Origin of the sequence: Mesorhizobium sp. B2-3-7, from assembly GCF_006442695.1 — a bacterium.
GTDB lineage: Bacteria > Pseudomonadota > Alphaproteobacteria > Rhizobiales > Rhizobiaceae > Mesorhizobium.
Map to the genome: position 1 here is coordinate 149,630 of NZ_VFVV01000002.1, position 15,664 is coordinate 165,293.

Below are 15,664 nucleotides of genomic sequence, written 5' to 3' on the forward strand. Positions count from 1 at the left end.
TCGGAGATGGTTATGGCCGCGATCAAAGAGCTTGTGCATACCGAGGGCGATTCCAACACCACGGCGGCCCGCAGCCGCTGGGATTCCGGCCAGGACGATCCACGCATCCGCGGGCTGCTTGACCGCGACGCTTCGGCCTTCATGCACCAGAGCCTGTCCAGCCCTTGTCTTTCGACGATCGCTAAGGCCGAAGGCATCTGGATCGAGGACACCGCCGGCCGCCGTTTCATGGATTTCCACGGCAACAGCGTGCACCATCTCGGCTATGGCCATCCGAAGCTGGTCGCCGCGATCAAGAAACAGCTCGACGATCTCTGTTTTGCGCCGCGCCGCTTCACCTGCGAACCCGCTGTCGAACTGGCCGAGAAATTGGCCGAGTTGGCGCCCGGCGATCTCGGCAAGGTGCTGTTCACGACAGGCGGTTCCGACGCCATCGAGGTGGCGCTGAAGATCGCGCGCGCCGCGACCGGCCGCTTCAAGACGGTTTCGTTCTGGGATGCCTTTCATGGCGCTGGCTTCGGTGCCGCAAGCGTCGGCGGCGAAGCGACCTTCCGTTCCCATATCGCCGGCCCGATGATGACCGGCACCGAACATGTCGCGCCCTGGGACGGCTACCGCTGTCCTTACGGCCACGGCACCCTGGAAGCCTCCGGGCTCGCCTGCGCCAACATGATCGCCTATGTGCTCGGTCGCGAACAGGATGTGGCCGCGGTCGTCGCCGAGCCGATGCGGGCAACGCCCAACCCGCCGCCGCCCGGTTTCTGGAATCGGGTGCGCGAGGCCTGCGACCGGCACGGCACGCTGCTGATCTTCGACGAGATCCCGACCGGCCTTGGCAAGACCGGAAAATTCTTCGCCCATGAGCATGACGGCGTGACGCCGGACATCGTCGTTCTCGGCAAGTCGCTCGGCGGCGGCATCCTGCCGATCGCCGCTGTCATCGCCCGCCGCGATCTCGACGTCACCGGCGGTTTTGCCATCGGTCACTACACCCACGAGAAGAACCCGGTGACGACGCGCGCGGCGCTGACGACGATCGATATCATCCTGGAAGAAGGACTGGTCGAGCGTGCGGCCGAGCTTGGCCGGCATATGCTGGGACGCATGCAGGATCTGATGGGGCGTTCGCCCCATGTCGGCGATGTCAGGGGCAGGGGACTGATGGTCGGCGTCGAACTTGTCGAGGACCGTACCTCGCGCCAGCCCGCGCGCGATCTTGCCGAACGCGTCTTCTATGCCTGCCTCGAACGGGGGCTGAGCTTCAAGGTCAGCCACGGCAACGTGCTGACGCTGTCGCCGCCGCTGGTGATTTCGAAAGCCGACCTCGACCGTGCGCTCGATATCGTCGAACGCGCCGTGCTGGCGGCCTGACCGTGAAGGCCGTCCGCACCGACCGCGAGCTCGAATGCCCAGGCATCGATGCCGGCTTGCGGGCAAGGGGTGTCGAGCTGGTGACGCTGCCGGACGGCATTTCCGAGGCGGAGCTCAAAGCCGCGGTCGCCGACGCCGATCTGCTCTTGATGTGCTACACGCCAGTCACTGCGGAGGTGATCGACGCGGCGCCGAGGTTGAAGGGCATCATCAAATATGGCGTCGGTATCGACGCCATCGATATCCCCGCTGCCATGCGGCGCGGTATCCCCGTCGTCAACGTGCCCGAATATGCCGAGGAAACCGTCGCCGAAGGTGCTTTCGCCATGATGGTCGCGCTGGCCAAGCGGCTGCCCGCCATCACCGCGGCGGTATCGCGCGATGGCTGGATCTGGCCCGAGCCGCGCTGGCTGGGACGCGACATTTCAGGCGCCACGCTTGGGATCGTCGGTTGTGGCAAAATTGGCCGCAGCATGGCGCGCATGGCCGGCCAGGGATTTCGTGCGCGGCTTCTTGGCTTCGATCCCGGTGTCGACGCCGAAACGATGCGCGCCGCCGGCATCGAAAAAGCCGACGACCTCCAGGCAATGCTTCGCGCCTGCGACTTCGTCTCAATCCATTGCGTGCTGAACGACAGCACGCGCGGCCTGATCGGCAAGGCTGAACTCGCCTGCCTCAAGCCTTCCGCCATCATCGTCAACGTCTCGCGCGGCGCGCTCATCGACGAGGCGGCCCTTGTCGAGGCGATCGTTTCCGAGCGCATCGGCGGCGCCGGGCTCGACGTCTATTCGGTCGAGCCGCTGGCCAAGTCGGGCCATCCGATGGGCGCGCTTTTCGGCCGCGACGACGTCATCCTGTTCCCGCACCTCACCTTCTTTACGCATCAGGCGATGCGCCGGCTCGAGGACGACACGCTCGCGCGCTGCTTTGAGATTCTCGACGGCCGGCCGGTGATCGTGCGCTCGTCCGACCCGCGGTTGCGGGCGCAGACTTCTGGCGTTTCATTCGTCTGATCATCACCTGCTCAAACGCTTCGACGGCCTGCCCTGAGCAGGCCGAAATATGTTCGCGACATGACTGCGACGGTTCCATGACAACTATCAGATGAAGTTTGCCTATCATAAAATAAATAGATTTTACTTATCGATTCCCAATCCCCAGAGTTGCACTTAACGACGACGCTGCCGGCACCCATCGAAGCAGAAGCAGCCGGCGCGGTCGCCACAGTGCATCGCAGAATGTGCCATCAATCAAAAAAGGGGAACTGGACATGAAATCACGCAACGCAACCATGGTCGCGGCTTTCGCCGCGTTGCTGGCGTCGGCTGCCCTCATCGGACCGGCGATGGCGGATGGCGTCGTCACCATCTACTCCGCCGATGGCCTGCATGACGGCAACGGCAGCTGGTTCGAAACCGAGTTCGCCGCCTTCACCAAGGCCACCGGCATAAAAGTGCAGTATATCGAGGCTGGTTCGGGCGGTGTCGTTGAGCGTGTCGCCAAGGAGAAGTCGAACCCGCAAGCGGACGTGCTGGTGACATTGCCGCCCTTCGTGCAGCGCGCCGCCGCCGGCGGCCTGCTGCAGGATTACAAGCCCGAAGGGGCGGACCAGATCGACGGCGGCACCGACAAATACCGGCCGCTGGTCAACAACTACATGAACTTCATCTACAACAGCGCCGTGCTTTCGGAAGCGCCGAAGAGCTACGACGATCTGCTGGACCCGAAATTCAAGGGCAAGATCCAATACTCGACGCCCGGCCAGGCCGGCGACGGCACCGCTGTCATGCTGCAGATCATCCATGCCTTCGGCGGCGAGGATGCAGGTTTCGAGTTCATGAGGAAATTGCAGGACAACAATGTCGGCCCCTCCGCTTCGACCGGCAAGCTGACGGCGCTGGTCAACAAGGGCGAGCTGCATGTCGCCAACGGCGATTTGCAGATGAACATGTCGCAAATGGCCGACAATCCCAACATCAAGGTGTTCTGGCCGGCGGGGCCTAACGGCGTGCGCTCCACCTTTGCGCTGCCCTATGAGATCGGCCTGGTAACCGGCGCGCCCAATGCCGACAACGGCAAGAAGCTGATCGACTTCCTGCTCTCAAAGGAAGCTCAGTCGAAGGTCAGTTCCGTGGCTCTTGGCCTGCCGGCCCGCAAGGATGTGACGCCGAACGACGCCAATTTCGCGAAGGCGCAAGAGGCGATGAAGGGCCTGACCATCTGGTCGCCGAACTGGGATGACGCTCTGGCCAAGCTGCCCGACTACGTCAAGCGGTGGAACGAAGCGACCGGAAGTTGATCCCTGCCAATCCGGAGGACCATGCCATGTCGGCCGCCGCTTTTACTGGGACCAGTGTCATGGACATCGACGCCGCGAAGGTTCGCGGCGCCGGCTCCAACGTCCATTTCGACAAGGTCGTTGTCGCCTATGGCGCGCATGTCGTTCTGCATCCGCTGACCCTGGATATTGCTCCCGGCGAGATCCTGGCGATGATCGGCCCGTCCGGCTCCGGCAAGACCACCGCCTTGCGGGCGGTGGCCGGCTTCGTGCGGCCGAGAAGCGGACGAATCCGCATTGGCGCGACGGATGTGACCGATCTGCCGCCTTATGAGCGTGGGCTCGGCATGGTGGTCCAGAACTACGCGCTGTTTCCGCATATGCGGGTCGAGGACAACGTCGCCTTCGGCCTCAGGGCTCAGGGCGCCGACAAGGCGCTGATCGCCGAGCGGGTCAAGGATGCGCTCGGCACCGTCGGCATGGCTGCCTATGCAGCACGTTATCCGCGCGAGCTTTCCGGCGGCCAGCAGCAGCGTGTCGCGATTGCGCGCGCTCTTGCCGTGCGGCCCCGCGTGCTGCTGCTTGACGAGCCGCTTTCGGCGCTGGACGCACAGATCCGCCGCAATATGGTCGAGGAGATCGCCAGGCTGCACCGCAGCCTGCCGGGCCTGACGATCCTCTATGTCACTCACGACCAGACAGAGGCGCTCACCCTCGCCGACAAGATCGCCATCATGCGCGACGGCTCGGTCTGTTCGCATGGACCGACGACCGAGCTCTATCGCCGCCCGCCCAACCGCTTCACCGCCGAGTTCCTCGGCCGCGCCAATCTCCTGCCGGTCACCATTGCCGAGGCTGCCGGCTCCAAGGGTTTTGCCGCGGCAAGGCATGGCGACGCGGTGCTGATGGGCACCGGCCGTGACGAGAAGGCCGGCGACAAGAGCCTGCTTTGTATCAGGCCCCAGCACCTCAGCCTGACGGCCGATGGCGACCATACCAATCGCATTGTCGGCACGCTCCTGGAGGTGCACTGGCAAGGCGAACTCACCCATCTCGTGCTCGATGTCGACGGCACGACGGTGCGCGTCTCGGCGACGAGACTGCCGATGGCCCTGCCGGAACCCGGCGCCAAGGTGCCGCTGTTCTTCGCGCCCACCGACACCTCGCTCGTTCCGGAAGACGCCGGTGTCTGAGGCTGTCGCTATCGCCTCGCCAGCGGTCAGGAGAGAGCCTGGCAGATTCTGGATCGTGCCGCCGGCCGCACTCTTGGCCCTGCTGTTCCTCTATCCGCTGGCGCTCATCGCCCGGCAGGCCTTCCTGGACGACAGCGGCGTTGCCAATGTCGCCGAAGTGATCCGCGTCCTGCATTCGCGCTTCTTCCTCAACGCGCTGATCAACACGGTGACGATTTCGGTTACCGCGACTGCCGGGTGCCTGATCGTCGGTCTCGTGCTGGCACTGATCCTGGCCTTCGTTCCGTTCCCCGGCAGCGGCTTCATTGCCAGGCTGATCGACACCTTCATCGCATTGCCGACCTTCCTGGTGACGCTCGCCTTCACCTTCCTCTACGGCTCCGCAGGCATGCTCAACGCAGGGCTGATGGAGACCTTTTCACTGCCGTCGCCGCCCGTCGATTTTCTCTATTCGGGCTGGGGCGTGGTGCTGGCCGAGGTCACTGTCTACACGCCGTTCATCCTGCGGCCGCTGCTTGCCGCCTTCTCGCTGGTGGACCGCGGCCAGATCGAAGCGGCAAGCGTGCTCGGCGCGCGGTCGTTCCGCATCGTGCGCCAAATCATCCTGCCGGCCGCCATCCCGGCACTCATTGCCGGCGGGAGCCTCTGCCTGCTGCTCACCGTCAACGAGTTCGGCATCGTGCTGTTCATCGGCGCCAAGGGGGTCATCACGCTGCCGCTGCTGATCTATGGCAAGGCGATCCAGGAATCGGCCTATCAGGTCGCCTGCATCATCGCCCTGATCAACATCGCGCTGTCGCTCGGCCTGTTCGGGCTCTATCGTTTCGCAGCCGGCCGGCTGGGGGTCTAGCCATGCTGGTTTGGTCCCGCTCCGGTCGCCTCGTTCTGTGGCTCCTCTTCGCGCTGATCTTCGGTGTGCTGTTCCTGGCGCCGCTTGCGGTCATTCTCCTGTCCAGCCTTGCCGGCCAGTGGAACGGGGTGCTGCCGAGCAGCCTGACGACGGAACACTACAGCGACGTCTTGCATGGCGCGGCCGGCGATGCGGTCAAGGCGAGCCTTCTCACCGGTTTTGCAGCCAGCGCGCTGGCGCTGGTCAGCGGCACCTGGGCGGCGCTGTCGCTGCGGGTCCAGGGGCATGCGCTGCGGCGCCTGCTGGGCCTGTTGTTCTTCGTCCCCAGCGCCGTGCCTTCGGTCTCCGTCGGCCTTGGCCTGCTGGTCGCCTTCAGCCATCCGCCGCTGCTGCTCAACGGTACGATCGCGATCGTCATGATCGCGCATTTCGTGCTGATATCGGCCTTCACCTTCGGCAATGTGTCGGCCGGACTGGCGCGGCTCTCGCCCGACTTCGAGCAGGTGGCATCGAGCCTCGGCGCGCGGCCGGCCTACCGCCTCTGGCACGTCACCTTGCCTCTGCTCGCACCCCATCTGGTCGCAGCGTTCGGGCTCAGCTTCGCACTGTCGATGGGTGAACTCGGCGCCACCGTGATGGTCTATCCGCCGGGTTGGGTGACGCTGCCGGTGTCGATCTTCAGCCTCACCGACCGAGGCGACATCTTTGCGGGAGCAGCGCTCACCATGATCCTGGTGATGGCGACCCTGGCGCTGCTGCTCGGTCTGGAGCGCATCACCGCGCGCGCCACCGGATCGTAGCGCTGCCTCAGCCGGGTTTGCGTTCGACGATGTAGATGTGATCCGCGGCCAACACCACTTCGTCGCGCTGGTTGATCACCTCGCAGCGTTCGATGACCCGGCCCGCGGCCGGCCGCTTCGGATCGTCCTGCTTGGCTGCGATGGTGGTGCGCGTGCGGATCGTGTCGCCGATGAACACCGGCTTGATGAAACGCAGCCGATCATAGCCATAGGAGAAGGCAACGGGATTGACGACGCTTGCCGTCAGTCCGATGCCGACCGAGAACACCAGCGTGCCGTGCGCGATGCGCTGGCCGAACGGCGTCGTCTTCATGAACTCGGCGTCCATGTGGTGCGGAAAGAAATCGCCGGTGTGGCCGGAATGGACGACGAAATCGGTCTCGGTAATGGTGCGGCCGCTGGTCAGCCGCGAGGAGCCGATCTCGTAGTCCTCGAAATAGGTGATCTGTTCCATGTCCCGCCTATGGCTTTTCGGCCAGCGGCGTCGCCGGCGCCGCACTCGATTTATAGGCGGCTTCCACCAGCGCCATCGTGTTCCAGGCGTCCTCGACCGAGCTGACCAGCTCGTCGTCTTCTCCGCAAGCAAAACGCTGGACATTGGCCATACGCCCGACAAAGGCATCGGGGAACCATTCGCCTGCGAGTGGCACGGCAATCCAATCCGTCCCGCCTTTCGGGTATATTTCCAGGACGTCCGGTTCGCCGCGGGGATAGTCGAGGTTGAGGCCGAGTTTGAGATAGGCCGCGCCCTCGGTGCCGCCGATGCGGAATTCGCAGGCCTGGTGCCGGCGCCCGAACTTGTGGTCATGGTTGATCGACAGCGCGCAGCGCACGGTGTCGCCATAGTCGAGGATGGCGCTGGTGCGCGTCTGAGCCACGGTATGGTTGGGGTGGCCGAGCGTCTTGGCGTGCACCCCTTTGGGTTCGCCCAGCAATTGCCTGACGAGGTCGAGATAGTGGATCGAATGCATCGCGATCTCGACGCGCGGCGCCTTGAGCAGGAATTCCCACAGTTCCCAAGGTGTCGCCAGCGCCAGCCAGGCATCGAAGTCGACGACCTCGCCGAGCCATCCCTTGGCGATGGCGTCCTTGAGCGCCAGCATCATCGGCGCGAAACGCAATTGGAAATTCACCGCAGCCTTGAGCTTCCTGGCGCGGCAGATTTCGAGGATTTCGGTTGCCTCGCCGAGATAGTTGCCCATCGGCTTCTGGATCAGTGCGACCGCCCCCTCGGGAAGCGCCTTCAGGATCTCGGCATGCCGACCGGGCGGTGTCGCGAGATCGAAGATCGCATCGTTGATTCCGGCGGCTTCTTCCACGGAGCGGAATGCGGTGACACCCCATTTCTCGGCCAACGTCCGCGCCTTGGCCTGGTCCGGATCATAGAGGCCGGCAACCGGAAACTCGGCCTTCCGGTAGGCGGGAAAATGGGCATCGCCGACAATCGAACCTGCGCCGAAGGTGACGATCGGCCGGGGCTTTGTAGGCTTGGGCCAGGACTGGATGAGTGAGGCAGGGTCGAAACCGCCTTCAGTCATGATGGAAGACCTCGTCCATCGAAGCCCACCATTCGCTCTCCTTGCGGGTCGCCAGCGGCTCCTGGCAAGGCATGCAGAGGGCCCACCATTCCTGTGTTTTCGGGTCTGCCGCCATCTTGGCCATGTCGGCGGCATAGTCGGTGCCGTGGTATTCGAAATAGGCAAACAGCAGGTTCTCCGGCCGTTTCAGGTAGATCGAATAGTTCTTGATGTTGCAGGCCGAGATCATGGTCAGCACGTCGGGCCAGACGGCGGCATGGAGGCGCACATACTCCTCGACCTTTTCCGGCTTCAGTCCCAGAACCATTCCCATCCGCTGCATGTTCGTTCCCCTATTTCGTGATCGCCGTGGTGAATTCGGCGATGCTCATGGCCTTGACCGCGTCCCAGTCCCAATCGATGCCGATGCCTGGCTCCTCGGGTGCCAGAGCGTGCCCATCCTCGATGCGCATGCGCTTGCCGGTCAACTGGTCAAGCTGCGGAATGTACTCGACATACCGGCCGTTCTGAACAGCGCAGGTGAGGCTGACATGCAATTCCATCAGGAAATGCGGACAGACCGGGATGTCGAAGGCCTCCGCCGCATGCGCCACCTTTAGCCAGGGCGTGATACCGCCAATGCGACCGACATCGACTTGCACGATCGAAGAGGCGCCTTTCTGCATGTATTCGCGGAAATGCCTGATGGAATAGAGCGACTCGCCGATGGCAATCGGCGTCTGCGTCGAATTCGACAGCCTGACATGGCCATCGATGTCGTCGGCCGGCAGCGGCTCCTCGATCCAGGCGAGATCGAGTTCACGCAGCCTCGCTGCGCGGCGGATCGCTTCGTCGACGGAGAATCCCTGATTGGCGTCGGTCATGATCTCGTAGCCGTCGCCCACCGCCTTGCGCACCGCCGCCAGCCGCGCCAGATCTTCCGATCCGTGCGGTTTGCCGATCTTCACCTTCGAGCCGCGAAATCCCTTGGCCTTCGCGGCCAGCGCGTCATCGACCAGCGCCTGCGTCTCGATGTGCAGCCAGCCGCCCTCCGTCGTGTAGAGCGGGCAGCGGTCCTTGGCGCCGCCCGCCAGCTTCCACAGAGGCAGCCCCTGCTTCTTCGCCCGCAGGTCCCAAAGCGCGGTGTCGATCGCCGCGATCGCGATGGCCGTGATCGCGCCGATCGTGGTGGCGTGTGTGGCGAATTCGAGATCGTGCCAGATCGCCTCGATCATGTCGGGGTCGCGGCCGATCAGGCGCGGCGCCAGATGGTCGGACAAGAGCCGCATCACGGACGAGCCGCCGGTGCCGATCGTGTAGCTGTAGCCGGTGCCGACGGCGCCGTCGGAATCGGTGATCGTGACGAGAGGCGTTTCCTGGCTGACGAAACTCTGGATCGCGTCCGTGCGCTTGACCTTCGGCACAAGGTCCACCATCCGCAGTTCTATCTTTTCGATCGTGGCCATGTCGTCAGCTCCGCAATGACTTTCCCGTGTCGGCGGCAAACAGGTGCGCCTGCGACAGGTCGAGGCTCATGGCCACCCGCTCGCCCGATCTCAAAGCTCTTGGGTTCAGCATGCGCGAAACCCAGTCTGCGCCATTGAACTCGACGAACACCAGCGTCTCGTTGCCGAGTGGTTCGGTGACCGTGATCGGCAATTCGATCTGGTGGACGTCTGCGGCACCACCGGAACTGATACCATGGCCGGTCGGGTAGATGTCGTCGGGCCGCAACCCGAACACCACCTTGTTACCCCTGGCGACATTGGCTTTGAATTGGCTAGGCAATGGCAGCTTTTCGCCGCTGGCGAAAACCAGCTGGCCGTCATCGATCGTCGCCTCGTGCAGGTTCATCGGCGGCGAGCCGATGAAGCCCGCGACGAACCGCGTCGCCGGCCGTCGGAACACCTCGTCTGGGGTGCCGACCTGTTCGATATGGCCGTCGCGCATGATGACGATGCGGTCGGCAAGCGTCATCGCCTCGACCTGGTCATGGGTGACATAGATCACCGTCGACCGCACCTTGGCGTGCAGCTTCTTGATTTCGGTCCGCATCTGCGTGCGCAGTTTGGCGTCGAGATTTGAAAGCGGCTCGTCGAACAGGAACACGTCGGGATCGCGTACGATGGCGCGGCCCATGGCGACGCGCTGGCGCTGGCCGCCGGAAAGTTGCGACGGGCGACGGTCGAGCAGCGTGTCGAGGCCGAGGATGGCCGAGGCTTCGGCGACGCGGCGCTCCATATCCTCCTTGGCGGCCCCGGCAATCTTCAGGGAGAAGCCGAGGTTCTCGCGCACCGTCATGTGGGGATAAAGCGCGTAGGACTGGAACACCATCGAGATGTTGCGCGAACGCGGCGGCAAATCGTTGACGACGCGGCCGCCGATCTCGATCGAGCCGGCGCTGATCTCTTCCAGCCCTGCGATCATCCTGAGCGTCGTCGACTTGCCGCAGCCGGAGGGGCCGACCAGCGCGATGAATTCGCGGTCCGCAATGTCGAGGTCGATGCCGTGCACGATCCCGACATTGCCGTAGCGCTTGGTCAGCTTTTGGAGGGAAACCGTTGCCATGGGATCAGCCTTTCACCGCGCCGGAGGTCAAGCCGCCGACAAGGTGTTTCTGGACGATGTAGGTGAGGGTGAGCGCCGGGATGATCATCACCACGGCGAGCGCGCACATGCCGCGCCAGTCGATGGTGAATTCGGCCGTGTAGTCGAGCAGGCCGACCGGCAGCGTCTTGGCGCTGACCGAGCGGGTCAGCTGCGAGGCCAGCGCGAACTCGTTCCAGCAGGTCAGGAAAGCAAAGATCGCGGCGGAGGCGATGCCGGGCCCGGCAAGCGGGAACTCGACCTGCCAGAAGGCCTGCCAGCGGGTGCAGCCGTCGATCTGGGCGGCTTCCGCGAGGTCCTTCGGCACCTGGCGGAAGAAGCCGTCGATCAGCCAGATGGTGAACGGCACGTTGAGCGCGACATAGGCCAGGATCAGTCCGAAATGCGTGTCGATGATGCCGAGCCTGACATAAAGGAAGAACAGCGGCAGCGAGAGCGCGATACCCGGCACCGTGCGCGTCAGCATCAGGCCGAGGAAGACGCCCGACTTGCCGCGGAAACGGTAGCGCGCGAAGGCATAGCCGCCGGCCATGCCGATGGCCACTGCGATCACCGTCGAGGTCACCGAGATGATCAGCGAGTTGCGGAAGTATTCTATGACCGGGATGCCGCCCTTGCCGATCCCTGAGAACATCGCGACATAGGCGTCGAACGAGATCTGCTGCGGGATCCACACCGGCGGCTTGGCCATGATCTCCACCGTCGGCCGCAGCGACGAAAGCACGATCCACAGGCCGGGCAGGCAGATGGTCAGCATCGCCAGGAACAGGCCGATGCGATAGGCGATGCCCAGCAGCCGGCGCTTGAGGCGGGCGGAAGAATTCTCGTCCATCACCACTCCGCGCCGATCTGCGTGCGCGCCGCGGCGAGCTTGTTGAAGAAGTAGACGGTGAAGGCGATCGACAGCAGGATCGAGAAATAGGCCATGGCGTTGGCCATGCCCATCCGCCCGTCGCTGTAAGCGGTGCGCGCCACCAGCGTCCACAACAGCTCGGTGCGGCCGGCCGGCCCGCCATCGGTCATGATCTTGACGATGTCATAGGCGCGCGCGACGTCGAGCGAACGGATGGTCATGGCGATGTAGGCGAAAGGCATGACGAACGGCCAGGTCACATAGCGGAATGTCTGCCACGGCGTGCAGCCGTCGACGCGCGCCGCCTCGATTGGCTCCTTGGGCATGGCGAGCAGCCCGGCGAGGATCAGGATGGCGAAGATCGCCGTCGACGACCAGATCTCGGCGATCGAGATGGCGATGAAGGCGAGATGGCCTTCGATCAGCCACGCAATGGCATCCCTGGTGATGCCGAGCGATTGCAGGGCGTTGTTCACCAGGCCGATATTGTCGTTGAACATGAACTTGAACTGGAAGCCGACGAGGATCGGCGAGAACATCATCGGAAACATCATCAGCGTGCGCAGGATGCGCTGGCCGCGCGTCGCCTTTTCGACCAGCATGGCGAGGCCGAGGCCCAGCAGCATTTCGAGATTGAGCGCGATGGTCAGCAACAGAACCGTGCGGCCGAACGCCCACCAGAAATCGGCGTTCGCCAGGATCGAGAGATAATTGCGGAAGCCGACAAAGACGAAGAACGTTTCGGGCTTGGTCAGGCGGAACGGCGTGAAGCTGGAATAGAGCGACAAAAGCAACGGCACCACGACGACCGCCGCCAGCACGATCATCGCCGGAAGCAGCAGCAGGAATGGCGCGGATGGCTTGAAGCCCTTCATTGGGACCCTGTGAGTTGCATTCGATTGCCGCCTGTCGAGCCGGGCGGGGCAGGCATCGTCATCGTGGAACACCCGAGGCAGTGCGCGCCCTAAAACGCGAGCGCCTCCCCCATGACTGATGGGGGAGGCGGCCTTGGGAGCGGTTCTACAGCTTGCCGGCGTCTTCGAGGATTTGCGTCGCCTTGGCGGCGGCTTCGTCGAGCGCCTGCTTGGACGTCTTGTCGCCGAGGATCGCCGCCTGCAATTCGGGATAGACGGCGTTCGAGATCTCGATCCATTCAGGCGTCTGCGGCACCGCGAAGGCGTGCTTGGCTTCTTCCTGGAAGGCGGAGAGGACCTCCTTCTTGTAAGGATCGTTTTCGGCCTGCTTCAGGTCCCAGTCCCAGACCGCGGTGCGGGTCGGCAGCGGGCCCGCGGCGGCTTCCAGCTTCTGGCTGTCCTCGTTGGTCAGCCACCACACCAGCGATGCCGCGGCCTCCTTGTTCGGGCAGTTCTCGGTAACCGAGAAGCCATGGAAACCGGACCAGCCGGTGCGCTTGCCGGACGAGCCTTTCGGCGCGACCTTGACGCCGACATTGCCGGCGACCTTCGACGACTTCGGATCGTTGAAGAAGCCGGCCCAGCCCGGCCAGTCCAAGTTGATGGCGACGGTGCCCGAGGCAAAACCCTGGCCCAGATCGTCCCAGAGATAGTTGGTGGTTCCGGCCGGCACGGCCTTGGCCTTGTAGAGGTTGACGAACCAGTCGAGCGCCCGCACGCCGGCTTCGGAGTTGAAGACCGGCTTGCCGTCCTTGTCGAGATACTCGCCGCCCTCGGCCACCACCATCTCGTAGAAGCGGCCGTTGATCGCCTCTTCTTTACCGGCGAACTGCGTGCCGTAGAAGTTGGGCGGGTTGGCGAAGAACTCGGCCTGGTCGGTGACTTCCTTCCAGGTGTCCGGCGGCACCAGATCATAGCCGTATTTCGCCTTGAACTTGGCCTTGTTGTCGGCGTTCTCGTAGAGGCTCTTCTGGTAGTAGAGGGCAGAGACGTCGAACTGCGCGCGCGGCAGCATCTCCAGCTTGCCATCTATGGTCGCCGCCTTGATCGTCGATGGCACGAAGGCGTCGATCTCTTCCTTGGGCAGCAATTTGCTGAGGTCGGTATAGAGGCCGGTATACTGCGGCGCGAAGGAGGAATGGTTCCAGCCGACGCACCAGTTGGTGCTGCCCGAGGCGATGTCGGACTTCAACTCCTTGTCGATGTCGAAGCCGTTCTTCTTGGTCAGGATGTTGACCTTGGCGCCGGTCGCCTTCTCCCATTCGGGGATGCGCTCGTAGAGCTTTTCATATTGCTGGCCGCCGATCAGCTTCACGTCGACGGTGACGCCTTCGAACTTGCCGGGCAGGTCGCCGGCAAGGGCTGCGCCTGCGCCTGACGCGAGCAACAAAGCGCCGGCGCACACGCCGGAAAGCAGTCTGTTCATTGGTATCCTCCCTGGGTGCGCCTTGGCGGCGACCGCAACTCGTCTGATGACAAGAAGCGCTACATTCATATACAAACAAAACATTCATAGAAACGTCAAGGCGAAATTTGTTTCCGTCGGCGGCGTTCCTGCGTATATGAAGAATCGATTTCACTGGAGGGAACGCCCATGGATGACAGCGAAGACGAGCGGTATCGCGCGCCTGCGCTCGACAAGGGGCTCGACATCCTGGAACTGCTGGCCGGCGTCGACGGCGGCCTGACGCAGGCGGAAATCGCCAAGAAGCTCGACCGCAGCCCCAACGAGTTCTACCGCATGCTGGACCGGCTGGTGCGGCGCGGCTATGTCACGCGGCTCGACGGTGACCGGTATTCACTGACGCTCAAGCTGTTCGGCCTGGCGCAACTGCACGCGCCGGTGCGGCGGCTGGTTTCCTACGCGACGCCGTTGATGCGGGAGCTGGCGGAGACGTCGCAGCAGGCCAACCAACTTGTTGTTTTCGATCGCGGTTCGGCCGTGGTGATTGGCCAGCAGGAGGCGCCGAACTACTGGGGCATCTCGATCCGGGTCGGTGCCCACATCAGCCTGTTCGACACCGGTTCGGGACATGTGCTGCTCGCTTTCCGTTCGCAGGAGGAGCGCCAGATGATGATCTCCGAACATGTCCGCAGCACCGACAATACGGCGCAGCCGCCCGAGTTCTTTGCCCGTCTCGACCAGATCAGGGAACGGGGATATGAGATGATGGCCTCGATGCAGACTGCCGGCGTCTACAATCTGTCGGCACCGGTGCGCGGCTCCGACGGCAAGGCCATCGCGGCGCTTTCGATTCCTTACATTACCGTCGTCAACGCACCGTCCGCGCCGGACATGACCCGCACCATCGAACTGCTGCTGGCCACATGTGAGAAGCTATCGCGTCTGGCCGGGTCGGCCGTCGGTTCATCGGCGTAATTCTTATTTGAATGAAGAATTCCTCCGTGAGATGATGTGAAAGATACGGGAGGAGCCCTGCCATGATCATCGACACCCACCTGCACCTCATCGACCGCTCGGCCTTGCGCTACCCGTGGCTTGCCGGCGTGCCCGCTCTCAACCGCGACTTCTCCTATGAGGAGTACGGCGTGGAAGCTCAACGTGTCGGCGTCGAGCGTGTGCTGCATATGGAGGTCGATGTCGACCCTGCCGATATCGAGGCCGAGACCGAACGTGTCGAAGGCCTGTCGAGACAGGCCGGCAGCATGCTGGCCGGGGCGATCGCCGCCTGCCGTCCGGAAGAGGCCAATTTTGCGGCCTATCTCGAGCGCCAGCGAGCAAAGCCGTTCGTCAAGGGTTTTCGCCGCGTCCTCCACGTCATGCCCGATGAACTCTCGGAAGGCGCGCTATTCCGGGACAGCATCCGGCGGCTCGGCGGCACCGGGCTCACCTTCGATCTCGTCGTGCTACCGCATCAGATTCCCAAGGCGATCGCGCTCGCCGATCTGGCGCCCGACGTCCAGTTCGTGCTCGACCATTGCGGCGTCCCCGACATCAAGGGCAATGGCGAGCATCCGTGGCGCGAACACATGAGCGAAATCGCGCGGCGTCCCAACGTCGTGGCCAAGATTTCCGGCGTCGTCGCCTATGCGGATCCCGGCAGTTGGACGGTCGAGACGCTGCGGCCCTATGTCGAACACACGATAGGTTCGTTCGGCTGGGACCGCGTCGTCTGGGGCAGCGACTGGCCTGTCTGCACGCTGGGTGGCGGTCTGTCGACCTGGGTGGCGGCGACCCATGCGCTGCTTGCCGGTTGCAGTGTTGCGGAACGCGACAGGCTGCTCTCGGTGAACGCCCGCAAGCTCTGGCGGCTTTAACC

Annotated in this window: 16 protein-coding genes; 8 read left to right on the plus strand and 8 right to left on the minus strand. The window is 63.7% G+C overall.

The genetic code is table 11. The features are described 5' to 3' along the window. Positions 1-12 precede the first annotated feature (12 nt). The 6 genes from FJ940_RS04645 to FJ940_RS04670 all read left to right on the plus strand — a co-directional run bounded on the left by FJ940_RS04645 (position 13) and on the right by FJ940_RS04670 (position 6,492). Positions 13-1,371, plus strand: a complete 1,359-nt coding sequence (locus tag FJ940_RS04645) for an aspartate aminotransferase family protein (RefSeq protein ID WP_140555608.1) — start codon at positions 13-15, stop codon at positions 1,369-1,371. A gap of 2 nt (positions 1,372-1,373) precedes the next feature. After that, positions 1,374-2,384, plus strand: a complete 1,011-nt coding sequence (locus FJ940_RS04650; RefSeq protein WP_140623732.1) for an NAD(P)-dependent oxidoreductase — start codon at positions 1,374-1,376, stop codon at positions 2,382-2,384. Positions 2,385-2,641: 257 nt separating this feature from the next. Further along, on the plus strand, positions 2,642-3,670 hold the full coding sequence (locus tag FJ940_RS04655; RefSeq protein WP_140655534.1) for a 2-aminoethylphosphonate ABC transporter substrate-binding protein: 1,029 nt from the start codon (positions 2,642-2,644) through the stop codon (positions 3,668-3,670). Between the two features lie 59 nt (positions 3,671-3,729). Then, positions 3,730-4,842 (plus strand): ATP-binding cassette domain-containing protein, encoded by a 1,113-nt coding sequence (locus tag FJ940_RS04660; RefSeq protein ID WP_246670978.1) that lies wholly within the window; start codon positions 3,730-3,732, stop codon positions 4,840-4,842. Next, positions 4,835-5,692: a 2-aminoethylphosphonate ABC transporter permease subunit gene (locus FJ940_RS04665; RefSeq protein ID WP_140655537.1), complete on the plus strand. Its 858-nt coding sequence runs from the start codon at positions 4,835-4,837 to the stop codon at positions 5,690-5,692. The genes FJ940_RS04660 and FJ940_RS04665 overlap by 8 nt, the downstream gene beginning before the upstream one ends. Before the next feature lie 2 nt (positions 5,693-5,694). Continuing rightward, positions 5,695-6,492: an ABC transporter permease subunit gene (locus FJ940_RS04670; protein ID WP_140655540.1), complete on the plus strand. Its 798-nt coding sequence runs from the start codon at positions 5,695-5,697 to the stop codon at positions 6,490-6,492. 7 nt (positions 6,493-6,499) lie between these two features. Here the strand turns inward: FJ940_RS04670 and FJ940_RS04675 are convergent, their stop codons facing one another. The 8 genes from FJ940_RS04675 to FJ940_RS04710 form a co-directional block, all read right to left on the minus strand. After that, the gene (locus FJ940_RS04675; RefSeq protein ID WP_140655543.1) at positions 6,500-6,946 is read right to left on the minus strand and encodes a MaoC/PaaZ C-terminal domain-containing protein; all 447 of its coding nucleotides are present in this window, start codon (positions 6,944-6,946) and stop codon (positions 6,500-6,502) included. 7 nt (positions 6,947-6,953) lie between these two features. Continuing rightward, complete coding sequence (locus tag FJ940_RS04680; RefSeq protein ID WP_140655546.1) at positions 6,954-8,030, minus strand: Gfo/Idh/MocA family oxidoreductase; 1,077 nt, start codon at positions 8,028-8,030, stop codon at positions 6,954-6,956. After that, a complete protein-coding gene (locus FJ940_RS04685; RefSeq protein WP_140629016.1) occupies positions 8,023-8,352 on the minus strand; it encodes an L-rhamnose mutarotase in 330 nt (109 codons plus the stop codon). The genes FJ940_RS04680 and FJ940_RS04685 overlap by 8 nt, the downstream gene beginning before the upstream one ends. A gap of 10 nt (positions 8,353-8,362) precedes the next feature. Continuing rightward, entirely contained in the window at positions 8,363-9,475 is a 1,113-nt protein-coding gene (locus tag FJ940_RS04690) for a mandelate racemase/muconate lactonizing enzyme family protein (RefSeq protein ID WP_140497607.1), read from the minus strand. Between the two features lie 4 nt (positions 9,476-9,479). Further along, on the minus strand, positions 9,480-10,577 hold the full coding sequence (gene ugpC, locus FJ940_RS04695; RefSeq protein WP_140555594.1) for a sn-glycerol-3-phosphate ABC transporter ATP-binding protein UgpC: 1,098 nt from the start codon (positions 10,575-10,577) through the stop codon (positions 9,480-9,482). A 4-nt stretch (positions 10,578-10,581) separates the two neighbouring features. Continuing rightward, positions 10,582-11,448 (minus strand): carbohydrate ABC transporter permease, encoded by an 867-nt coding sequence (locus FJ940_RS04700; protein ID WP_140564375.1) that lies wholly within the window; start codon positions 11,446-11,448, stop codon positions 10,582-10,584. Next, positions 11,448-12,344, minus strand: coding sequence for a sugar ABC transporter permease (locus FJ940_RS04705; RefSeq protein ID WP_140514521.1), 897 nt, complete (start codon positions 12,342-12,344; stop codon positions 11,448-11,450). The genes FJ940_RS04700 and FJ940_RS04705 overlap by 1 nt, the downstream gene beginning before the upstream one ends. 145 nt (positions 12,345-12,489) lie before the next feature. After that, positions 12,490-13,809 carry a sugar ABC transporter substrate-binding protein gene (locus FJ940_RS04710; RefSeq protein ID WP_140655549.1) on the minus strand — a complete coding sequence of 440 codons (1,320 nt, stop codon included), beginning with the start codon at positions 13,807-13,809 and terminating at the stop codon, positions 12,490-12,492. A 168-nt stretch (positions 13,810-13,977) separates the two neighbouring features. On the opposite strand from FJ940_RS04710, the gene FJ940_RS04715 reads away from it, so the two are divergent. Both FJ940_RS04715 and FJ940_RS04720 read left to right on the plus strand, forming a co-directional pair. Next, on the plus strand, positions 13,978-14,763 hold the full coding sequence (locus tag FJ940_RS04715) for an IclR family transcriptional regulator (RefSeq protein ID WP_140497617.1): 786 nt from the start codon (positions 13,978-13,980) through the stop codon (positions 14,761-14,763). Between the two features lie 62 nt (positions 14,764-14,825). Next, the gene (locus FJ940_RS04720; RefSeq protein WP_140514526.1) at positions 14,826-15,662 is read left to right on the plus strand and encodes an amidohydrolase; all 837 of its coding nucleotides are present in this window, start codon (positions 14,826-14,828) and stop codon (positions 15,660-15,662) included. The last annotated feature ends 2 nt before the right edge of the window (positions 15,663-15,664 follow it).